We start from the raw sequence: 21,577 nt of genomic DNA, 5'->3' as shown, positions 1-21,577 counted from the left end.
AGCCAGCTCCCACAGGTTTTTGCGGCGGGCTCAGGTCCTGCATCCAGCCGAAATTCCTGTAGGAGCCAGCCTGCTGGCGATGGCGATCCGGCAGGCGACATCGAGGCTAGATGTGCCGGCCTCATCGCCAGCAGGCTGGCTCCCACAAGGGTTGTGTGCCGGGCTCAGGTTCTGCGTCCGGCCGGGATTCCTGTGGGAGCTGGCTTGCCAGCGATGAAGGCCACGCGGTTTCCAGTTGAGCAAAACACTAAATGAATAAGGACATTTGATTTTCCGTGGCCAAGTATTCGCTCGTTATCCGCCGTCTGATGATCGTCTCGCTGACCATCGTCGTCAGCCGCGCCATCACCAGCCCGCTGCTCACCCTGTTCCTGAGCCAGAAGCTGGGCCTCAACCAGCAGGACGTCGGCCTGCTGCTGGGCATCGCGGTGTTCATCGCCACCCTGCTCGCGCTGTACGGCGGCTACATCATCGACCGCCTGGAAAAGCGCCGGTTGCTGATCCTGGCGATGCTCTCCAGCGCCATCGGCTTCGTGCTGCTGACGTTCGCCCACAATCTGTACCTGACCACCGCCACCCTGGTGATCACCGAAACCGCCTCGGCCCTGTTCCTGATCGGCTCCAAGGCGATCCTCAGCGAACACCTGCCGATCAACCAGCGGGCCAAGGCGTTCTCCCTGCGCTACACCCTGACCAACATCGGCTACGCCACCGGCCCGATGCTCGGGGTGGTGATCGCCGGGGTCTATCCGATCGCGCCGTTCCTGATCGCCGCCGCCATCGCTTTCGCCAGCATCTTCCTGATGGTCGGCATCCCCAAGGACGCCAACCCCGTGGCCGTGATCGGCCAGCCCCAGAGCTTTCTCAAGACCCTGGTGACCCTGAAGAACGACCGCACCCTGATCATGTTCACCTGCGGCTGCCTGCTCAGCACCGTGGTGCACGGGCGCTTCACCCTGTACCTGTCGCAGTACCTGCTGGTGGTCGAGGATTCGCAGCAGGCCCTCAAGACCATGGCCGCCCTGCTCGCCTGCAACGCCATCGCGGTGATCCTGCTGCAATACCAGATCGGCCGGTTCCTGAGCCGGGAAAAGCTGCGCTACTGGATCGTCGCCGGCACGGGCCTGTTCATCGCCGGCCTGATCGGCTTCAGCCTGGCCGACAGCCTGGTGAGCTGGTGCGTCGCCATGTTCATCTTCACCCTCGGCGAGATGATCATTTACCCGTCCGAGTTCCTGTTCGTCGACACCCTGGCCCCGGAAGAACTGCGCGGCAGCTACTACGGCGCGCAGAACCTGGCGGCCCTGGGCGGCGCCCTGAGCCCGGTGATCTGCGGCTTCCTGCTGATGCACACCCCGGCGCCGACCATGTTCTACGCCTTGAGCGGGTTGACCGCGATGGGCGGCTTCCTGTGCTTCATGAGCGGACGGCGGGTGGCCTTACTGCAAAAATAGTGCACTGAAACTGCATTTATATGAATTTGTCAGCATCCAGTTTGCTTGGCACACTGTGCGCGTTCCTCCCCCAATAGTTGGAACGTTTCGAAGGACTTTCCGGACATCACGGACAAGTCCTTTTTTTTGCCTTGCGCTTTTCTGCCCGATCCACGAGGAACGTCTTCACATGCTCGCCCGCTGGTTGCCTGCCGCCGTCAACACCCGTCCCACCGAATGGAGCCGCGCCGCCGTCGGCATGGCCCTGGGCACGCTGGTCAGCGTCTGGGTGTGCAGCCAGGTGTTCGGCATCCAGGCGGCCTATCACGTGATGGGCCCGCTGGGCGCTTCGGCGGTGCTGCTGTTTGCGGTGTCCTCCGGTGCCCTGGCGCAACCCTGGTCGATCGTCGGCGGCTACCTGTGCGCCGGCACAGTCGCGCTGTTGGTGGCCCATGTGCTGGGCCGCACCCTGGGCAGCGCTTGCCTGGCGGCCGGCATGGCGCTGATCGTGATGTGCTGGCTGCGCTGCCTGCACCCCCCGGCCGGTGCCGTGGCCCTGACGATGGTGCTGGCCGACCCCGCCACCGTGGCCATGGACTGGACGGCCCTGGGGCCTGTGATGCTCAGCGCGGTGAGCCTGGTGGTCTGCGCGCTGGCCTACAACAACCTGACGCGCATCCACTACCCCAAGCGCCCCGCCGAACCGGCCCCCGCCGTCGCCCCCGTGGACGCCCTGGCCATCACCGCCGACGACCTCAAACTGGCCCTGGCCGATATGGAAGCCTTCATCGACGTCACCCCGGAAGACCTTGAGCAACTGATCCATGCCAGCGAGCTGCACGCCAAACGGCGCAGCATCGGCGAAGTGCTCGGCGCCAAGCCCTGACCTCGGGCCGAGCTCACGCCGCCGCTTGCTGCCGCGCCGGCACCGCCCGCACCGACGCCCCGGCCGTCAGCCCCAGCGTGCCGGCGGTCTGCGCATCGACGATCAAGGTGCCCGCCGCCACCCGCGCCGGCGCGGCCGTGATCTTGCAGTCGGCGAACCCACGGTTGTGGATCAGCCAGGTATCCGCCCCGTCCCCCGGTGTGCCGAGGCTCAGTTGCAGCACCTGGCTGTCGCGCACGGCGCGGATCTGGCCGGTGTCGCATTCGATCAGCGGACCGCCGTCGAAGATGTCGATGTAGTCGCGGTGTTCGAAGCCTTCGGCCTTGAGCATGCCCAGCGCCGGTTCGGTGTTGGGGTGGACGCGACCGATCACCGCGCGGGCGGCTTCCGGCAGCAGGCAGGTGGGCAGCGGGAACTTGGGCATCAGTTCGGCGATGAAGGTCTTGTTGCCCAGGCCTGTGAGGTAGTCGGCATCAGCGAAGTCCATCTTGAAGAAGTGCCGGCCCAACCCTTCCCAGAACGGCGACACCCCGTTCTCGTCCGAATAGCCGCGCATTTCGGCGATGACCTTGTCGCCGAAGCGCTCGCGGAACTCCGCCAGGAACAGGAACCGCGCCTTGGACAGCAACCGGCCGTTGAGGCCGCTGCGGTGGTCGGCGTGCAGGAACAGCGAGCACAGCTCCGATTGGCCGGTCATGTCGTTGCCCAGGAACAGCGTGGGCAGTTGCTGGTTGATGCCGAGGTTCTTCGACGCCGCCACGAACAGCCCCAAGCGGTAGTTGTACCAGGGCTCGCGCAGGCCCACCGCGCCGGCCAGGGCGCAGATGCCGATGGCCTCGCCGTGCGGGTTCTGCAGCACGAACAGGTAATCGGCATCGGCTCGGGAGGCTTCTTTCGCGAAGGTTTTCGCCGCCCAGTCCAGGCGCTGGCGCAAACGGGCCGCGTCGGCGGGCAAGGTGGTCAAACCGGCGCCGGCGCTGTGGGCCAGGGCCAGCAAGGCGGGCAAGTCATCGGGGGTGGCTGGACGGACGATCATCGGGTGCGCTCCTTGGCGGTCAGCGGTTGCGGCTCGCGTTTGGGGAAAAACACCTCGGCCAGCATGCAGCGTGCGCTGCCGCCGCCGATGCGTTCGATGGTGTCGATGTTCACCGGCAGCGGCGTGGCCAGGCTTTCGAGGGTGCGGCGCTGGGCGGCGTTCAGCGATTGCCACGCGGTGCGCGACATCACCAGCAGCGGCTCGCCGGCGTCGTTGTGGACTTCCAGCATGTTGCCGGCGAAGGATTCGAGCTGGGCCCAGTCCAGGGCGATCACCTGCTTGCCGCTCTCCTCCAGCCGCGAACGCAGCGCCCGGCGCTCGCCGGCATCGGCGACGCTGTCCAGGCACGCTACAGCCAGCCGGGTGCCGACGCTCATCATCACGTTGGTGTGATAGATCGCCACGCCCTGGCGGTCGACGGCGTTGAAGGCGCACAGCGAATACCCCAACTGCTCGACCGCCTGCTCCAGGGCATGGCCGTGGGTGCGGGTCGAATAGCCGGCGTAGCAGATGCGCTGCTGACGGTCGAGCACCATGCTGCCGGTGCCCTCCAGAAACACCGCTTGGCGCTCCAGCCCGGAAAGGTCCACCAGGCGCTCGACCCGGTAGGTTTCGCCCAGCCAGTCGAGCACGCCTTTGTCGCGCTCCAGCCGGCGGTTCTGCCCTTGCATCGGGTACAGCACCAGCGTGCCGTCGGGGTGGCTGCTCCACCAGTTGTTGGGGAAGATCGAGTCGGGGGTGTGCGGGGCCTCGCGGTCGTTGTGCACCAGCACCTCGACCCCGTGCCCGCGCAGCGCGGCGACGTAGCCGTCGAATTCCTGCAAGGCCTTGAGCTGCACGTCTTCGGCGTGCTCCGCCGGGCGCTGGAAGCGGTTGTTCGCCGCCGTGTCCTGGTTGAAGGAAAAGCGTGTCGGGCGAATCATCAAAACGGTGTTGGTGGTCTGCATGGGCACGGAACCGATGAGGGTTGGGAGGTGCCCATTGTCTGTTCCGGCCCGGAACAAACCCGGTTGTTGCGCCGACCGCCAGTGATGGAAACGGTCGAAATCGGCTGTTTGCCCAGCCGATTCGGCAGGCGCCCGGGCAAAAAAAACCGCAGCCTGCGGGCTGCGGTCTTGGTGTCGGGCCGGCTCACTCCATCGTGGTCTTCACCGTCGCCAGTTCCGGGTGGCTGACCAGTTTGTCGATGTGCAGGTCCGGGTCGTCGAACCACACTTCCGTCAGCACCCGGTAGTGCTCCATGTCCCGGCAGCGCATGCGCAGGCTGTAGTCGAACGCACCGCTGATCAGCCGGCATTCAAGCACTTGCGGGCAGGCGCGCACCTTGGCCTCGAAGGCCTTCTGCGCCGCGCGCCCGCTCTGGTTCGACAGCGCCACCAGCACCAGCAGCGAGAGCCCCGGCGTCAGCTTCTTCTCGTCGAGAATCGCCCCGTAGCCCCGGATGACGCCGAGCTGTTCAAGTTTGCGCACCCGTTCCAGGCAAGGCCTGGGCGTCAGGTGCACGCGCTCGGAGAGCTTTTGATAGGTGATGCGCCCTTCGTGGCGCAGCACTTCGATGATGGCCTGATCGATCCGATCAAGCACGATCGTCAGATCGCGGATGTCCGCCATGTATCCCTTGCCTCACTTCAAACGACCCGATAGGAATTGCTGCAAACGCTCGCTGCGCGGCCGGTCGAGCAGGCTCGCGTCGCCCTGCTCCTCCACCCGTCCCTGGTGCAGGAACAGCACCTGGCTGGACACCTGCCGGGCAAAGCCCATTTCGTGGGTGACCATCAGCATGGTGCGCCCCTCTTCGGCCAGGGCCTGAATCACTTTCAGCACTTCGCCGACCAGTTCCGGATCCAGCGCCGAGGTCGGCTCGTCGAACAGCAGGATCTCCGGCTCCACCGCCAATGCCCGGGCGATCGCCACCCGCTGCTGCTGGCCGCCGGAGAGGAACGCCGGGTACTGCTGCGCCACCCGCTGCGGCAGGCCGACCTTGTCCAGGTAGGCCAGCGCCCGCTCTTCGGCCTCCTTGCGGGTTTCGCCCAACACCCGGCAGGGCGCAAGCACGATGTTCTCCAGCACGGTCAGGTGGCTCCACAGGTTGAAATGCTGGAACACCATCGCCAGACGCGTGCGCAGCGACTGCAATTGTTTGGGGTTGGCCACCCGCATGCCGCCGGCGCCCTGCCGCGTGAGGATCCGTTCGCCGTCCAGGGTGATGGCGCCCTCGTCCGCCCGCTCCAGAAAGTTGATGCAACGCAGCATAGTGCTTTTGCCCGAACCGCTGGCGCCGATCATGCTCACCACATCACCGGCCCGCGCGTTCAACGAGACGCCCTTGAGCACTTCGTTGTCACCGAAGCGCTTGTACAGATTTTCTACCGTCAGTTTGTACATGGATCAAACTCCTGGAGCCGCCCTGCACCGGCGCGGCTCTGGATCAAAAGAAAGGATCAGTGGGCCGGGCCGAGGAAGTTCAGCCAGCGCCGCTCCGCCAGGCGGAATGCGCCGACCAGGCCGAACGACAGCGCGAGGTACAGCAGGCCGGCGATGCCGAACGCCTGAAAGGTCATGAACGTCGCGGCGTTGGCGTCCCGGGCGACCTTGAGGATGTCGGGGATGGTGGCCGTGAACGCCACCGAGGTGGCGTGCAGCATCAGGATCACTTCGTTGCTGTAGTACGGCAGCGCCCGGCGCAGCGCCGACGGCAGGATCAGCCGCCGGTACAGGCGCCAGCCGCTGAGGCCGTAGGCATGGGCCGCTTCGATCTCGCCGTAGGGAATGCTGCGGATCGCCCCGGCGAAGATCTCCACGGTGTAGGCGCAGGTGTTCAGGGTGAACGCCAGCAACGTGCAGTTCATCGCGTCGCGAAAGAACGCTTCGAGCAACGGCTGCGAGCGCACCGCAGCGATGCCGTAGATCCCGCTGTAGCAGATCAGCAACTGGATATACAGCGGCGTGCCGCGGAACACGTAGGTGAACAGCTGCACCGGCCAGCGCACCACACCCAGGCGCGAGACGCGCATGACCGCCAAAGGCAGCGACAGGCAGAACCCCATCGCGATGCTCGCCACCAGCAGCCAGAGGGTCATCGCCAGGCCGGTCAGGGCCTCGCCGTCGCTGAACAGGAAGGGTTTCCAGTACTCGGCAATCAGTTCGATCATCGCGCCATCCCCCGCACGCCCAGGTTGTAGCGGCGCTCCAGCGCGCGCAGCACGTAATTGGAGACGCTGGTGATCAGCAGGTACAGCGCCGCCGCCAGCAGCAGGAAGTCGAGCATGTTGAACGTGCTCTTGCCCGCCTCCTGGGCCACCTTGACCAGGTCCGACAGGCCGATGATCGACACCAGCGCCGTGGCCTTGAGCAGCACCAGCCAGTTGTTGCCCAGGCTCGGCAAGGCGAAGCGCATCATCTGCGGGAACACCACGAAGCGGAAACGCTGCCAGCGGTCGAGGCCGAAGCACGCGGCGGCCTCTTGCTGACCCCGCGGCACGCTGAGGATCGCCCCGCGGAAGGTTTCGGTGAAGTACGCGCCGTAGATGAAACCGAGGGTGACGATGCCCGCCACGAACGGATCGATCTCCAGGTACGGCCAGCCCATCAGTTCAGTGAGGCTGCTCACCCAGCCCTGCAGGCTGTAGAAGATCAGCAGCATCAGCACCAGATCCGGCACGCCGCGGATCAGCGTGGTGTAGAACGTCGCCGGCAGGTTCAGCAGCTTGAGCGGCGACAGCTTGGCCGCCGCCCCCAACAGGCCCAGGGCCATGCTCACCAGCAGCGCCAGCGCCGACAGTTGCAGGGTCACCCATGTGCCGTGCAGCAACAGCGGGCCGTAGCCTTGCAGGCTCGACAGATCGAGCCCGGTCCAACTCAGGAATTCATTCACGCCAGTCACCTGTCGTTTGCCGCCCGCCTCTGTGCGCTGCGCGCTTGGACAGCACACAGGGCGCGGCGGGCGCGGGGATCAGTTGTTGTAGAGGTCCAGGTCGCCGAAGTGCTTGCGCTGGATCTGCGCGTAGATGCCCTTGTCATGCAGGGCCTTGATGGCGGCGTTGAGCATGCCCTTGAGCTCGTCGTTGCCCTGGCGCACGCCGATGGCGATGTCCGACGGGATCATCGGGTCGCTGATGCCTTCGCTGTTCTGGAACGGCGCGCCCTGGGGGGATGCGAGGAAACTCATCTGCGCCTGCAGCTTGTCCTGGATCGACGCGTCGAGGCGGCCGAACACCAAGTCGGCGTAGACCTGGTCCTGGTTCTGGTAGGCCCGCAGCTTCACCCCGGCCGGCCCCAGACGGGCCTTGGCGTAGGCCTCCTGGATCGTGCCCTGCATGTAGCCGATGGTCTTGCCCTTGAGGGATTCGCCGGTGGGCAGCAGGCCCGAGTCCTTGCGGGTGACGATGGCGGTCGGTCCTGCATACAGGCGGTCGGTGAAGTCGATCTGCTTCTTGCGTGCGTCGGTCACGGTCATCGACGACTCGATGGCGTCGAACTTGCCGGCCTTGAGCGCCGGGATCAGCCCGTCGAAGTCATTGCTGACCCACACGCACTTGACCTTCAGCTCGGCGCAGATCGCATTGCCCAGATCCACGCCGAAGCCCTGCACGCCGCCGTCGGCGGTGGTCGATTCAAATGGCGGGTAACTGGGGTTGACGCCGAACCGCAGCTCTTTCCATTCCTTCGCATGGGCGCCGGTTGTGCAGCACAGCAACGCGAGTACGGACACGCTCAGCCATTTGGTTTTCATCTTCTTGAGTCCTGATCTGTCTGGAATTGTCGCGGCCGCGCCGGTCGGCCGCCTTTATGGGCAGGAACAGAAAGTCGATGCGGCATCGGCCGCAACAGCGTTCTTGTTGTTTTTGTTCCGGGACATGCGTGATGCCCGGGCTGAAACCCTTGGCGCAGAGCGCTCGGGATCCGGGGGCCAGAATGCCAACAGACCGTCGGCGGCAGGTGTCGTCTGGGGCGGCGGCGACCCCTCTATTGTGCTGATAACGGCACGTTCACAGCCGATTCTGTCGCGGGCGCCGAAGATCCGGCACTTGCGACGGGACACGGTCGCCGGCATGACAAAAATGCAGACACCCCCTGCACGGATCCCGGTTGTGCACGGCAAATTTGCACTGTTACGATCCGGCAACGCTCGCGCGCGAGCACACCGCACACACCGCACAAAAAACAATAAAAGCAGGGAGTTACTGATGACTGCTCAGGCTTCATCCCCGCGGACGCCGTCCATGGATGCCACACAGAACGACGTGCTGGCCGAGGTTCGCAATCACATCGGTCACCTGACCCTCAACCGCCCCGCCGGGCTCAACGCCCTGACCCTGGACATGGTCCGCCAGTTGCAGCGCCACCTCGACGCCTGGGCGGGCGATGACCGCATCCGCGCCGTCGTGCTGCGCGGCGCCGGCGAAAAGGCGTTCTGCGCCGGCGGCGACATCCGTTCCCTGTACGACAGCCACAAGAGCGGCGACACGCTGCACGAAGACTTCTTCGTCGAGGAATACGCCCTCGACCTGACGATCCACCGCTACCGCAAACCGGTGCTGGCGCTGATGGACGGTTTCGTCCTGGGCGGCGGCATGGGCCTGGTGCAAGGCGCCGACCTGCGGGTGGTCACCGAGAAAAGCCGCCTGGCGATGCCGGAAACGGCCATCGGTTACTTCCCGGACGTGGGCGGCAGCTATTTCCTGCCACGCATCCCCGGCGAGCTGGGGATCTACTTGGGCGTCACCGGCGTGCAGGTCCGTGCCGCCGATGCGCTGTACTGCGGGTTGGCGGACTGGTATCTGGAGAGCGCCGCACTGGCGACCCTCGACGAGCGGCTCGACCGCCTGCAATGGCACGACACGCCGCTCAAGGACCTGCAGAGCCTGCTGGCCGGGCTCGCCGTGCAGACCCTGCCCGACGCGCCGCTCCAGGCCCTGCGCCCGGCCATCGACCATTTCTTTGCCCTGCCGGACGTCCCGGCCATCGTCGAACAGTTGCGCACCGTGACCGTCGCCGACAGCCATGAATGGGCCACCGCCACCGCGGACCTGATGGAGACCCGTTCGCCGCTGGCCATGGCCGTGACCCTGGAAATGCTGCGCCGGGGCCGGCACCTGAGCCTGGACAATTGCTTCGCCCTCGAACTGCACCTGGACCGGCAGTGGTTCGAACGCGGCGACCTGATCGAGGGCGTGCGCGCCCTGCTGATCGACAAAGACAAATCCCCACGCTGGAACCCGCCCACCCTCAAGGCGCTGGACGCCGCACAGGTCGCGGGTTTCTTCCAAGGTTTCACTGAGAGCGGGAGCTGAGCCATGCACGATCTCGAACTGACTGAAGAACAAGTGATGATCCGCGACATGGCCCGGGACTTTGCCCGCGGCGAAATCGCGCCCCACGCGCAAGCCTGGGAAAAGGCCGGCTGGATCGACGACGGCCTGGTGGCGAAGATGGGCGAACTGGGCCTGCTCGGCATGGTGGTGCCGGAGGAATGGGGCGGCAGCTATGTCGATTACGTCGCCTATGCCCTGGCGGTGGAAGAGATTTCCGCCGGCGACGGTGCCACCGGCGCGTTCATGAGCATCCACAACTCGGTAGGCTGCGGCCCGGTGCTCAACTACGGCAGCCAGGCCCAGAAAGAGACCTGGCTGACGGACCTGGCCAGCGGTCAGGTGATCGGCTGCTTCTGCCTGACCGAACCCCAGGCCGGCTCCGAGGCGCACAACCTGCGCACCCGCGCCGAACTGCGCGACGGCCAGTGGGTGATCAACGGCGCCAAGCAGTTCGTCAGCAATGGCAAGCGGGCCAAGCTGGCCATCGTGTTTGCGGTGACCGACCCGGAGCTGGGCAAGAAAGGTATCTCGGCGTTCCTGGTGCCCACCGACACCCCGGGCTTCACCGTTGACCGCAGCGAACACAAGATGGGCATCCGCGCCTCCGACACCTGCGCCGTGACCCTCAACGATTGCCGCATCCCCGAGGCCAACCTGCTGGGCGAGCGCGGCAAGGGCCTGGCCATCGCCCTGTCCAACCTCGAAGGCGGCCGCATCGGCATCGCCGCCCAGGCTTTGGGCATCGCCCGCGCAGCCTTCGAAGCGGCGCTGGCCTACGCCCGTGAGCGCGTGCAGTTCGGCACGCCGATCATCGAGCACCAGAGCATCGCCAACCTGCTGGCCGACATGCACATGCAACTGAACGCCGCACGGCTGATGATCCTGCACGCCGCCCGCCTGCGCACCGCCGGCAAGCCGTGCCTGTCCGAAGCCTCCCAGGCCAAGCTGTTCGCCTCGGAAATGGCCGAGAAGGTCTGCTCCTCGGCGATCCAGATCCATGGCGGGTACGGGTACCTGGAGGATTACCCGGTGGAGAAATACTACCGGGACGCGCGGATCACCCAGATCTACGAAGGGTCGAGCGAGATCCAGCGCATGGTCATCGCCCGCGAGCTCAAGCACTACCTGATCTGAAAGCAAAAGACCGCAGCCTGCATGAGGCTGCGGTCTTTCTCTGAACCGTGTCGACTGACACTCCGCCATCGCTGGCAAGCCAGCTCCCACAGGGTCTGTGTCGAGCACACCATCTGTGAACGGCCCGGTTAACTGTGGAAGTTGCTGTGCGACGATTCGGCTTGCCAGCGACGGCGTCAGCAGCGGCGCCGCCTCACTGGCCCTTGAACTCAGCCTCGCGCTTGGCGATGAACGCCGCCATGCCTTCTTTCTGGTCATGGGTGGCGAACGCCGCATGGAACACCCGGCGCTCGAAGCGCACGCCTTCGGTCAGGTTCACTTCGAAGGCGCGGTTGACGCTTTCCTTGACCATCATGGCAATCGGCAGCGACTTGCTGGCGATCACCGCCGCCACTTTCAGCGCCTCGTCCAGCAGTTCGTCGCTCGGCACGATGCGCGCCACGATGCCGCAACGCTCGGCCTCTTCGGCGCCGATCAGACGGCCGCTCAGGCACATCTCCATGGCCTTTGCCTTGCCCACCGCACGGGTCAGGCGCTGGGTGCCGCCCATGCCCGGCAGCACGCCGAGGTTGATTTCCGGCTGGCCGAACTTCGCGTTGTCGCCGGCCAGGATGAAGTCGCACATCAGCGCCAGCTCACAGCCGCCGCCCAGGGCGAAACCGTTGACCGCCGCGATGATCGGCTTGCGCCGGTTGGCCACCCGGTCGCTGTCGCTGAACAGGTCATCCATGTAGATCTGCGGATAGGTCAGCTCCGCCATTTCCTTGATGTCGGCGCCGGCGGCGAAGGCCTTCTTGGAACCGGTGATGATGATGCAGCCGATGTTCGCATCGGCTTCCAGACCGTCCAGGGCACGGTTCACTTCGCTGACCAGTTGCGCGTTCAGGGCGTTGAGCGCCTGCGGCCGGTTCAGGGTGATCAGGCCGACGCGGCCATGGGTTTCCAGCAGGATCGTTTCATAGCTCATGTGTGGATTCCTTCTCAAAGATTGCGCGAAATGACCATGCGCTGAATGTCGCTGGTGCCTTCGTAGATCTGGCAGACCCGCACGTCGCGGTAGATGCGCTCCAGCGGGAAGTCGTTGAGGTAACCGTAACCGCCGAGGGTCTGCAGCGCCATCGAGCAGACCTTCTCGGCCATTTCCGAGGCGAACAGCTTGGCCATCGACGCCTCGACCAGCGCCGGCTGGCCGCTGTCGCGCAAGGCGGCGGCGTAATGCACCATTTGCCGGGCCACGGCGACCTGGGTGGCCATGTCCGCCAGGCGGAAGGCCACGGCCTGGTGCTCGATGATCGGCTTGCCGAAGCTGTCGCGCTCACGGGCGTAATCACGGGCGGCCTCGAACGCGGCGCGGGCCATGCCCACCGATTGCGAAGCGATGCCGATGCGCCCGCCTTCCAGGTTGGCCAGGGCGATCCTGTAGCCCTCGCCCTCTTCGCCCAGTCGGTTGGCCACCGGCACCTTCACGTCCTCGAAGAGGATCTGGCAGGTGTCGGAGGCGTGCTGGCCGAGCTTGTCCTCGACCCGCGCGACGCTGTAGCCCGGCGAGTCGGTGGGCACGATGAACGCGCTGATGCCGCGCTTGCCGGCGCCCGGATCGGTTACCGCGAACACGATCACGACCCCGGCGTTCTGCCCGGAGGTGATGAACTGCTTGCAGCCGTTGAGCACGTAGTGGTCGCCTTCCAGCCGCGCCCGGGTCTTCAGGCTGCTGGCGTCGGAACCGGCCTGGGGCTCGGTCAGGGCGAAGGCGCCGAGCATCTGGCCGCTGGCCAGCGGCTTGAGGAAGCGTTCGCGCTGGTCGTCGTTGCCGAACTTGAGGATCGGCACGCAGCCCACCGAGTTGTGCACGCTCATGATGGTCGAGCAGGCGCCGTCGCCGGCGGCGATCTCTTCCAGGGCCATGGCGTAGGCCAGGTAACCGGTGTCGCAACCGCCCCACTGCTCCGGCACCAGCATGCCGAAGAAGCCCAGGTCGGCCATTTCGCCGATGGCTTCCTTGGGGAAACGGTGCTCGCGGTCCCACTCGGCGGCGAACGGCTTGAGCCGCTCCTCGGCGAACTGCCGGGCCATGTCGCGGATCTGTTGTTGGTCTTCGTTGGGAATCATGGTGAATCCTTAAAAAGTCACGCCGACTGCTTCGTGTGGGAGCCAGCCTGCTGGCGATAGCGGTGTGTCAGTCGACAGAGAGGTCGATGATCCGCCGCCATCGCCAGCAGGCTGGCTCCTACAGGGGTTGGGACCTGGCGATCAGTAGAGGCATTCCACGGCCATCGCCGTGGCTTCGCCGCCGCCGATGCAGATCGCCGCCACGCCGCGCTTCAGGCCCCTTTGGCGCAGGGCCGAGAGCAGCGTCACCAGGATCCGCGCGCCGGACGCGCCGATCGGGTGGCCCAGGGCACAGGCGCCGCCATGGACGTTGAGCTTTTCGTGGGGGATCTCCAGGTGGGTCATGGCGGCCATGCCGACCACGGCGAAGGCCTCGTTGACTTCCACCAGGTCGACCTGCTCCAGGGACCAGCCGGTTTTCTTCATCAGCTTCTTGATCGCACCGATGGGCGCCACCGGGAACAGGCCCGGCGTGTCGGCGAACGCCGAATGGCCGTGGATCACCGCCAGCGGCTTGAGGCCCAGCGTCTGCGCCTGGGACTGGCGCATCAGCACCAGCGCCGCCGCGCCGTCGGAGATCGAGCTGGAGTTGGCCGCCGTCACGGTGCCGCCCTCGCGGAACGCCGGCTTGAGCGAAGCGATCTTGTCCAGCTTGGCCTTGGGTGGCTGCTCGTCGTTGCTGATCACCACCTGTTCCTTGCCGACGGTCACGGTCAGCGGAACGATCTCATCCTTGAACGCGCCGTCCTTGATCGCCTGCTGGGCGCGGGTGGTCGAGGCGATAGCGAAGGCATCCTGGGCCTCGCGGGTGAAGCCGTTGGTCTCGGCGCAGTCCTCGGCGAAGGTGCCCATCAGGCGGCCCTTGTCGTAGGCGTCTTCGAGGCCGTCGAGGAACATCGAGTCCAGCACCCGGCCATGGCCCATGCGGTAGCCGCTGCGGGCGCGGTCGAGCAGGTACGGCGCGTTGGACATGCTTTCCATGCCGCCGGCGATGACCACGTCGGCGCTGCCGGCCACGAGCATGTCGTGGGCCAGGATGGTGGTCTCCATGCCGGAGCCGCACATCTTGTTGACGGTGGTGCAGCGGGTCGACTTGTTCAGCCCCGCGCCCAGCGCGGCCTGGCGCGCCGGGGCCTGGCCGAGGCCGGCGGGCAGCACGCAGCCGAACAGGACTTCATCGACGGCATCGGCCCGGATGCCGGCGCGTTCGACGGCGGCCTTGATGGCGGCGGCGCCCAGCTGCGGCGCGGTGAGGCTTTTCAGTTCGCCCTGGAAGCCGCCCATCGGGGTGCGGACGGCGCTGACGATGACGATCGGATCGTTGGCGGTGGTCATGACAAATCCTCCTTACTTGGCGGCCATGCGCAAGGCGCCGTCGAGACGGATCACCTCGCCGTTGAGCATGCTGTTCTCAATGATATGCCGAACCAGCGCGGCGTACTCGGCAGGCTTGCCCAGGCGCGGCGGGAACGGCACGCCGGCGGCCAGGGAGTCGCGCACCTCGGGGGTCATGCCGGCCATCATCGGGGTCTCGAAGATGCCCGGGGCGATGGTCATCACACGGATGCCGAACCGCGCCAGCTCGCGGGCGGCGGGCAAGGTCAGGCTGGCGATCGCGCCTTTGGAGGCCGAGTACGCGGCCTGGCCGATCTGGCCGTCGAACGCGGCGACCGACGCGGTGTTGATGATCACCCCGCGTTCGCCGTCGGCGTTGGCTTCGCTTTCGGCGATGGCCGCAGCGGCCAGGCGCAGCATGTTGAAGCTGCCGATCAGGTTGACGTTGATCACCTGGCTGAAGCTGGCCAGCGCGTGCGGGCCGTTCTTGCCCAGGATCTTCTCGCCGCGCACGATGCCGGCGCAGTTGACCAGCCCGTTGAGGCTGCCGAACGCTTTGAGCGTCGCCTGCACGGCGGCTTCGGCGGCGGCCTCGTTGCTGATGTCCGCCACCGTGCTGTGGGCGCCGAGGCGCTGGGCCTGGGCGGCGACGGCTTCGGCGTTCATGTCCACCAGCATCACCTTGGCGCCGGCCTTGACCAGCGATTCGGCGGTGGCGGCCCCTAGGCCGGACGCGCCGCCGGTGACGATAAATACCTTGTTCTCGATCTGCATGACGGTTTCCTTGGATTCAAGCTGAAACGTTTTTCGCCGCGGCCTCTTGAGCCTTGGCGATTTCCTGGTTGCGCAGGATGAAGCGCTGCAACTTGCCGCTCGGGGTCTTGGGCAAGTCGCTGACGAATTCGATTTCACGGGGGTACGAGTGCGCGGCCAGGCGCTTGCGCACGTGTTGGCGCAGTTCTTCGGCCAACGCAGGTTCGGCGCGGTACTGCGGGTTGAGCACCACGAAGGCTTTGACCAGTTCGGTGCGCTCAGGGTCGGGCTTGCCGACCACCGCCGCCTCGATCACCGCCGGGTGTTCGATCAGCGCGCTTTCCACGTCGAACGGGCCGACCCGGTAGCCGGACGTGGTGATCACGTCGTCGCTGCGGCCGACGAAGCTGATGCTGCCGTCGGGGTTCCACTCCACAGTGTCGCCGCTCAGGTAGTAGTGGCCGACGAAAGCCTTGGTCGGCGCACCTTCGTAGCCGGCGAACCAGCACATCGGCGAGCGGTCGCGGTCGATGGCGAGGATGCCGGGCTGGCCGACGCCCAGTTCGGTGTTTTGCTCGTCGAGCACCACGATGCGGTGGCCCGGCGAGGCGAAACCGGCGGCGCCCAGGTGGATCGGGTGCTCCAGGCCATGGTGGTTGCACAGCACCATGCCCAGTTCGGTCTGGCCGTAGTGGTCGTGGATGGCCACGCCCAGGTTGTCCGCGAACCAGCGGATCACCTCCGGGTTCAGTGGCTCGCCGGCGCTGCTGACGATGCGCAGCTTGCCCTTGATCGACTTGGCGAACTCGTCGCCGCCGGCGATCAGCAGACGGTACGCGGTCGGCGAGCCGGTCAGGTTGGTGATGCCGAGCTTGTTGATCACCCGGCAGGTGCTTTCGAGGGTGAACGGGCCGTCGTAGAACGTGATCGGGTGCCCCATCGACAACGGCCCCGTGACGCCGAAATAGATGCCGTAGGCCCAGCCCGGATCGGCCACGTTCCAGAACGCGTCTTCCGGGCGCAGGTCCACGGCGTCGCGGGTGTAGCTCTGGAAGGCGACGATGGCCTTGAGCGGCACCGACAGCGCCTTGGACGGGCCGGTGGTGCCGGAGGTGAACATCAGCAGGAACGGGTCTTCGCCGGTGAGCAGCACCGGTTCGCAGACGTTGGAATGGTGGGCCAGTTCGGCCCAGAAACTGAAATCGCCCCGCACGATGCCCTGGCCCTTGGCGCCGCCGACGGTGACCACGGTCGGGCAACCGTCGACTTCGGCGAGCTTGGGCCGGTTCACGGCATCGGTGACCACCACTTTGGCGCCGGAACTGTTCAGGCGATGTTCCAGGGCCTTGGGCCCGAACGCGGTGAACAGCGGTTGGTACACCGCACCGATGCGCCAGGTGGCGAACACGGTGATGAGCAGTTCGATGTTGCGCGGCAGCAGGCCGGCGACCCTGTCGCCCTTGCGCACGCCCTGGGCGAGCAGGAAATTGGCGAAGCACGCGGCCTGATCCTGCAGGTCGCTGAAGGTGTAGGTCGCGCTGGCGCCGTCGCGGCCTTCCCAGAACAACGCGATGCGACCCGGCAAGGCGTGACGGTCACAGCATTCGACACAGGCGTTGAGCGCCTCCAGCGTGCCGCTGAGGGCGGCGTCCACGGTGTGCTGATAGTTGAACTGTTCGGTGGCGGACAAGTAATCGCGCATTGCCAGAATCCCTCTGTGTTCTTATTAGGTTGGGGAACCGTAAACAACACCGGGATAGTCGCTCCGCACAGGGAGCGCGGCAATGGTCAAAGGCGTCAAGTTGGATGACCGGTTTGGCCAAGGCTCAGGCCCTGCGGGAGCCGGCCTGCTGGCGATGAGGCCGGTCAATTCATCGCAGAATCCAGATCAGACCGCCTCATTCAGGATCAGGCTGCGGTAATGCCCGGGATTGCTCCCCGACCACTTGCGAAACGCCTTGTAGAACGAACTGGCATCGGCAAACCCCAGGCGCGCCGCGATTTCGGCGAAACTGATCGAAGGCTCCGCCAGCCAGGCGATCGCCAGTTCCTTGCGCACGCCGTCCTTGAGGCCCTGCCAGGTCTGCCCTTCTTCCGCCAGCCGGCGGCGCAGGGTCGAGGCCGACATGCACAACTGCTGGGCCAGGGCTTCGGTTTCCGGCCACTGCTCGGCGGGCAACTGGCGCAGGTCGTGACGGATCCGACTGGCCAGGCTTTGCGGGTCGCGGTACTTCACCAGGATGTTGGCCGGGGCATGGGCCAGGAAGCGCTTGAGCTCATCGGCGCTGCGCTTGATCGGCAGGTCCAGGCAATCGGCGGCGAAGATCATCCGGGTACGCGGTCGGTCGAAGCGCAGGTTCTGCGAGAACATCACCCGGTAGTCGTCGCAGAAGTCCGGCTGCGCGCAACGCAGCTCGATGGACAGGATCGGGATCCGCCGCCCGGCCAGCCAGCAGGCCACGCCGTGGACGATCATCCAGTAGGTGAAATAGGTGAACGCCCGGCGCGGCTCGGGGTCCTCCTCCAGCAGAACGATCTCCGCCAGGCTCTGCTGATGCACCAGTTGCGCCGGCAGTTTGTCCAGCATCAGCGACAGGAAACTCAGCCCGCTGGCCAATCCCAAGGCAAGGTTGGGTTGCGCCATCGCAGTGCGACAGAGGAACGCCAAGCTGCCGGACTTGAGCCGGCGCGGATCCATGCCGAAGAACTCGTCATCGCCGCGCCGGGCCAGCAGCCGCCAAAGCCTGGCGTACTGCGAGGCCGGCACCCGGCTGTGGTCGGTCTGCAGCAGCGCCGGGGCGATCCCGACCTTGTTCAGCACTTCTTCCGTGGCCTGGCCCGGTGCGCAGCTTTGCAGCAGCGCCTCGCGCACAAGCTGAATGGCGATGGTGTCTTTTTCCGACATGGAGCGCGGCTGATCCGTGGTTGTTCGAGTGCCGGCATCTTAACGCAGCGGCTCAAGGCCGGCACATTTCCTGGTGAGCAGCAGCCCTATAGCGCCTTCGCTGATGTCATCGCCAGCAGGCTGGCTCCCACAAGGATCTCCTTCTACGGCCACCGCTGTTTCGGCCATGCAAAAACAGGTTGTTCAGCTAAGGTTCAGGTAAATGTCAACGGATGCCATATGAGAATGAATTTCATTATGTTACAACTTGTAACTACATTTCCCGACCCCATGGACACCGAATGCTCGTCCCTTTTTTGATCATGTTGCGCGAAGGCATCGAAGCCGCGCTGATCGTCGGCATCATCGCCAGTTACCTGCAACAGACCGGCCGCGGGCAATGGATGCCGGCGGTGTGGATCGGCGTGTTTCTCGCGGCGGCCCTGGCCTTGCTGGTGGGTGGCGGCCTGGAGCTGGTCAGCGCCGAGTTTCCGCAGAAGCAGCAGGAACTGTTCGAAGGCGTGGTCGGCCTGGTGGCCGTGGGCATCCTCAGCTCCATGGTGTTCTGGATGCGCAAGGTGGCGCGCTCGATCAAGCACTCCTTGCAGGCGTCCCTCGACCAGGCCCTGACCGCCTCCAAGCACCAGGTCATCGCGCTGATCGCCATGGTGTTCTTCGCCGTCGCCCGGGAAGGCCTGGAAACCGTGTTCTTCCTGCTGGCGGTGTTCCAGCAGAGCGAAGGCCCGGCCGCGCCGATCGGCGCCCTGCTCGGCCTGGTCCTGGCGGTCATCGTCGGCTTCCTGATCTACACCGGCAGCATGCGCCTGAACCTTTCGGCGTTCTTCCGCTGGACCGGGCTGTTCATCCTCGTGGTCGCTGCCGGGATCCTCGCCAATTCCGTGCAGGCCCTGCATGAGGCCGGGCTGTGGAACCACTTGCAGACCGTACTGTTCGACGTCAGCGAGACATTGCCGATGGACGGCCCCGTGGGTTCGGTGCTGGCCGGCATGTTCGGCTATCAGGACGCGCCGACCGTCAGCACCTTGGGTGCCTACGTGATCTATCTGGCGGTGGCGCTGGCGGTGTTCTTCTATCCGGCGGCGGCCGTCGGCCCCCAGTCCGCCGACAAATCTCCTTCCGTTTCCAGCCAGTAAGGGCCTTCATGTCAAAGCCATCCTCTCTTCAGGCCTCCCCTCCCCGCGCCCTGCGCTGGGCGGTGGCCGGCTCGGTGATCGTGATGATCGCCGCCGGCGGCCTGTTCTACTACGCCTCGAAACTGGCGGCGGCCAAGCGTCAACTCAACCACGACGAAGTGGTGGTCAACATCCATCCGCGCAGTTGCGAGCCGAATGAACTGACCGTGCCGGCCGGCCACTCCAGTTTCCGCATCGTCAACCGCTCCGACCGGGCGGTGGAATGGGAAATCCTCAGCGGCGTGCTGGTGATCGAGGAACGGGAAAACATCGCGCCGGGCCTGAGCCAGGTGATCAACGCCAACCTTGCGCCCGGCACCTACACCATCACCTGCGGCCTGCTCAGCAACCCGCGCGGAACGCTGACCGTGACGCCCACCGCCGCTTCCGAGGCCGCCGCCAAGGCCAAGCCGTCGATGGTCGCGTTCGTCGGGCCGCTGTCGGAGTTCCGTGTGTACGTGGCCATGCACAGCAGTGCGTTGATCAACGCCGTCAAGGCACTGAACCAGGCCATCGACAGCGGCGACCTGGCCCAGGCCCAGGCGCTGTACGTGCCGGCCCGTGCCGCCTATCAACGCCTGGCCCCTGCCGCCCAGCGCCTGGGCGAGCTGGACAACGCCATCAGCGCCCGCGCCGACTATTTCGAGCAACGCGAACAGGATCCGGGGTTCACCGGGTTCCATCGCCTGGAGTACGGGCTCTTCCAGCAACGCAAGCTCGACGGCCTGGCCCCGGTGGCCAAACGGCTGCTGGACGACGTGACCACGCTCAAGCTGCAGTTGCTGGCCCAGTCGCTGCCGCCGGAGCAACTGGTGGAAATCGTGGTGCGCAACCTCAACACCCTGGCCGACGTGCGCATGGCCAGCGGCGAAGAGGAACGCTACAGCCACAGCGACCTCAACGGGTTTGCGGCCAACGTCGAGACCGCCCGCAAGGTCATCGACCTGCTGCGCCCGATGCTGGCCAAATCCGCCGCCGACCTGGTGCCCAAGATTGACCAGGCACTCGCCGACGTCGACGCCGAACTCAACGGCCTGAAGGCCGATGGCGCCTACGTGCGCTACGACACCGTCAGCGGCGAAAAGCGCAAGCAGCTCGCCGACAAGGCCAAGACCCTGGCCGACACCCTCGACGCCATTGACCCCGCCCTCGGCCTCTCCGGCCTGTAAGCAGAAGACGACCCGCGATGAACGATACAGAAGACTTCAACCTGCAACGCCGCCGCCTCCTGATGGGCATGGGCGCCGCCGGCGTTGCGCTGGCAGGCTCCACCCTGAGCTGCCCGGCGATGGCCGCAGCGGCCGAACCTGCGCAAGTGACCGAAGCGCCCAGCAGCGACAAGACCCAGGACCGCCACGACTTCCATGGCGTGCACCAGACCGGCATCGTCACCCCGCGCCCGGTGGCCGGCATGCTGGTGGCCTTCGACGTGCTGGCCACCGACCGTGACGACCTGGAGCGCCTGTTCCGCACCCTCAACGAGCGCATCGCGTTCCTGATGAAGGGCGGCCCGGTGACCCAGGTCGACCCGAAGCTGCCGCCGCTGGATTCCGGCATCCTGGGGCCGGTGGTGACGCCGGACAACCTGACCATCACCGTCTCGGTGGGCGAATCGCTGTTCGACGAGCGCTTCGGCCTGGCTGGCGCCAAGCCCAAGCGGCTGATACGCATGGTCGGTTTCCCCAACGACGCCCTCGAAGCCGACTGCTGCCACGGCGACCTCAGCCTGCAGTTCTGCTCCAACACCGCCGACACCAACATCCACGCCCTGCGCGACATCGTGAAGAACCTGCCGGACCTGCTGCTGGTGCGCTGGAAGCAAGAAGGCAGCGTGCCGCCCCAGGCCCCGGCGAAACCCGGTACGCCTGCGCAGTCGGCCCGTAACTTCCTGGGCTTTCGCGACGGCTCGGCCAACCCGGACTCCACCGACGCCAGCGTCATGGACCGCATCGTCTGGGTGCAGCCGGGCAGCGACGAACCGGCCTGGGCCGCCCACGGCAGCTATCAGGCGGTGCGGATCATCCGCAACTTCGTCGAGCGCTGGGACCGCACGCCGCTGCAGGAACAGGAAAGTATCATCGGCCGGGTGAAGACCACCGGCGCCCCGATAGGCGCCCATCACGAGACCGAAGTGCCGGACTACGGCCAGGATCCCCACGGCAAGCTGACCAAGCTCGACGCCCACATCCGCCTGGCCAACCCGCGCACCGCCGCCACCCAGGCCAACCTGATCCTGCGCCGGCCGTTCAACTATTCCAACGGCGTGAACAAGAACGGTCAGCTCGACATGGGCCTGCTGTTCATCTGTTACCAGGCCGACCTGGAAAAAGGCTTCATCACCGTACAGACCCGCCTCAACGGCGAACCGCTGGAGGAATACCTCAAGCCGATCGGCGGCGGTTACTTCTTCACCCTGCCGGGTGTCACGGGCGACAAGGACTTCATCGGTCGCTCGCTGCTCAACGCTACCCAACCCAAAACAACTGCATAAGCCCAGGAG

The 21,577-nt window shown here is 65.9% G+C and carries 20 protein-coding genes; 7 read left to right on the top strand and 13 right to left on the bottom strand.

The window, feature by feature from the left end; translation table 11 throughout:
- Positions 1–275: 275 nt before the first annotated feature.
- Together CAG29_RS15795 and CAG29_RS15790 are read left to right on the top strand one after the other, a co-directional pair.
- Positions 276–1,454 (top strand): MFS transporter, encoded by a 1,179-nt coding sequence (locus tag CAG29_RS15795; RefSeq protein WP_085639607.1) that lies wholly within the window; start codon positions 276–278, stop codon positions 1,452–1,454.
- 169 nt (positions 1,455–1,623) lie between these two features.
- The gene (locus CAG29_RS15790; RefSeq protein ID WP_085583064.1) at positions 1,624–2,319 is read left to right on the top strand and encodes an HPP family protein; all 696 of its coding nucleotides are present in this window, start codon (positions 1,624–1,626) and stop codon (positions 2,317–2,319) included.
- Positions 2,320–2,332: 13 nt separating this feature from the next.
- Here the strand turns inward: CAG29_RS15790 and astA are convergent, their stop codons facing one another.
- The 7 genes from astA to CAG29_RS15755 form a co-directional block, all read right to left on the bottom strand.
- Positions 2,333–3,355 carry an arginine N-succinyltransferase gene (gene astA, locus CAG29_RS15785; RefSeq protein WP_085694754.1) on the bottom strand — a complete coding sequence of 341 codons (1,023 nt, stop codon included), beginning with the start codon at positions 3,353–3,355 and terminating at the stop codon, positions 2,333–2,335.
- Positions 3,352–4,302, bottom strand: a complete 951-nt coding sequence (gene ctlX, locus CAG29_RS15780) for a citrulline utilization hydrolase CtlX (protein WP_085639618.1) — start codon at positions 4,300–4,302, stop codon at positions 3,352–3,354. The genes astA and ctlX overlap by 4 nt, the downstream gene beginning before the upstream one ends.
- A gap of 184 nt (positions 4,303–4,486) precedes the next feature.
- Positions 4,487–4,966 (bottom strand): Lrp/AsnC family transcriptional regulator, encoded by a 480-nt coding sequence (locus CAG29_RS15775; protein ID WP_085583070.1) that lies wholly within the window; start codon positions 4,964–4,966, stop codon positions 4,487–4,489.
- 12 nt (positions 4,967–4,978) lie between these two features.
- Complete coding sequence (locus CAG29_RS15770) at positions 4,979–5,740, bottom strand: ABC transporter ATP-binding protein (RefSeq protein WP_085583072.1); 762 nt, start codon at positions 5,738–5,740, stop codon at positions 4,979–4,981.
- Positions 5,741–5,796: 56 nt separating this feature from the next.
- The gene (locus tag CAG29_RS15765; RefSeq protein WP_085632514.1) at positions 5,797–6,507 is read right to left on the bottom strand and encodes an ABC transporter permease; all 711 of its coding nucleotides are present in this window, start codon (positions 6,505–6,507) and stop codon (positions 5,797–5,799) included.
- Positions 6,504–7,229, bottom strand: a complete 726-nt coding sequence (locus tag CAG29_RS15760; RefSeq protein WP_085694753.1) for an ABC transporter permease — start codon at positions 7,227–7,229, stop codon at positions 6,504–6,506. The genes CAG29_RS15765 and CAG29_RS15760 overlap by 4 nt, the downstream gene beginning before the upstream one ends.
- Before the next feature lie 78 nt (positions 7,230–7,307).
- The gene (locus CAG29_RS15755; RefSeq protein WP_085583079.1) at positions 7,308–8,087 is read right to left on the bottom strand and encodes a transporter substrate-binding domain-containing protein; all 780 of its coding nucleotides are present in this window, start codon (positions 8,085–8,087) and stop codon (positions 7,308–7,310) included.
- Between the two features lie 454 nt (positions 8,088–8,541).
- On the opposite strand from CAG29_RS15755, the gene CAG29_RS15750 reads away from it, so the two are divergent.
- Together CAG29_RS15750 and CAG29_RS15745 are read left to right on the top strand one after the other, a co-directional pair.
- Positions 8,542–9,648: an enoyl-CoA hydratase/isomerase family protein gene (locus CAG29_RS15750; protein ID WP_085694751.1), complete on the top strand. Its 1,107-nt coding sequence runs from the start codon at positions 8,542–8,544 to the stop codon at positions 9,646–9,648.
- 3 nt (positions 9,649–9,651) lie between these two features.
- Positions 9,652–10,803 (top strand): acyl-CoA dehydrogenase family protein, encoded by a 1,152-nt coding sequence (locus CAG29_RS15745; protein WP_085583083.1) that lies wholly within the window; start codon positions 9,652–9,654, stop codon positions 10,801–10,803.
- A 193-nt stretch (positions 10,804–10,996) separates the two neighbouring features.
- On the opposite strand, the gene CAG29_RS15740 is transcribed toward CAG29_RS15745, so the two are convergent.
- The 6 genes from CAG29_RS15740 to CAG29_RS15715 form a co-directional block, all read right to left on the bottom strand.
- Positions 10,997–11,770 carry an enoyl-CoA hydratase gene (locus CAG29_RS15740; protein WP_085694750.1) on the bottom strand — a complete coding sequence of 258 codons (774 nt, stop codon included), beginning with the start codon at positions 11,768–11,770 and terminating at the stop codon, positions 10,997–10,999.
- Positions 11,771–11,784: 14 nt separating this feature from the next.
- The gene (locus CAG29_RS15735; protein ID WP_085694749.1) at positions 11,785–12,912 is read right to left on the bottom strand and encodes an acyl-CoA dehydrogenase; all 1,128 of its coding nucleotides are present in this window, start codon (positions 12,910–12,912) and stop codon (positions 11,785–11,787) included.
- 141 nt (positions 12,913–13,053) lie between these two features.
- Positions 13,054–14,247 carry an acetyl-CoA C-acyltransferase gene (locus tag CAG29_RS15730; protein ID WP_085583089.1) on the bottom strand — a complete coding sequence of 398 codons (1,194 nt, stop codon included), beginning with the start codon at positions 14,245–14,247 and terminating at the stop codon, positions 13,054–13,056.
- A 12-nt stretch (positions 14,248–14,259) separates the two neighbouring features.
- The gene (locus CAG29_RS15725; RefSeq protein ID WP_085583091.1) at positions 14,260–15,021 is read right to left on the bottom strand and encodes an SDR family NAD(P)-dependent oxidoreductase; all 762 of its coding nucleotides are present in this window, start codon (positions 15,019–15,021) and stop codon (positions 14,260–14,262) included.
- Between the two features lie 16 nt (positions 15,022–15,037).
- Positions 15,038–16,702, bottom strand: a complete 1,665-nt coding sequence (locus tag CAG29_RS15720) for an AMP-binding protein (RefSeq protein WP_085694748.1) — start codon at positions 16,700–16,702, stop codon at positions 15,038–15,040.
- A gap of 186 nt (positions 16,703–16,888) precedes the next feature.
- Positions 16,889–17,905, bottom strand: coding sequence for an AraC family transcriptional regulator (locus CAG29_RS15715; RefSeq protein ID WP_085583095.1), 1,017 nt, complete (start codon positions 17,903–17,905; stop codon positions 16,889–16,891).
- A gap of 281 nt (positions 17,906–18,186) precedes the next feature.
- Between CAG29_RS15715 and efeU the strand changes: the two genes are divergently transcribed.
- From efeU to efeB, 3 genes are read left to right on the top strand one after another with little or no spacing between them, the layout of a single operon-like run.
- A complete protein-coding gene (gene efeU / locus CAG29_RS15710) occupies positions 18,187–19,038 on the top strand; it encodes an iron uptake transporter permease EfeU (RefSeq protein WP_085656815.1) in 852 nt (283 codons plus the stop codon).
- Between the two features lie 8 nt (positions 19,039–19,046).
- A complete protein-coding gene (gene efeO / locus CAG29_RS15705; RefSeq protein ID WP_085694746.1) occupies positions 19,047–20,246 on the top strand; it encodes an iron uptake system protein EfeO in 1,200 nt (399 codons plus the stop codon).
- A 17-nt stretch (positions 20,247–20,263) separates the two neighbouring features.
- A complete protein-coding gene (gene efeB, locus CAG29_RS15700) occupies positions 20,264–21,568 on the top strand; it encodes an iron uptake transporter deferrochelatase/peroxidase subunit (RefSeq protein WP_085694745.1) in 1,305 nt (434 codons plus the stop codon).
- The last annotated feature ends 9 nt before the right edge of the window (positions 21,569–21,577 follow it).

It is taken from the genome of Pseudomonas sp. B7(2017), from assembly GCF_002112745.1.
Classification (GTDB): Bacteria; Pseudomonadota; Gammaproteobacteria; order Pseudomonadales; family Pseudomonadaceae; genus Aquipseudomonas; species Aquipseudomonas ekonensis.
Note: the sequence above shows the minus strand (reverse complement) of the source record. Positions and strands in the feature narration are given on the sequence as shown.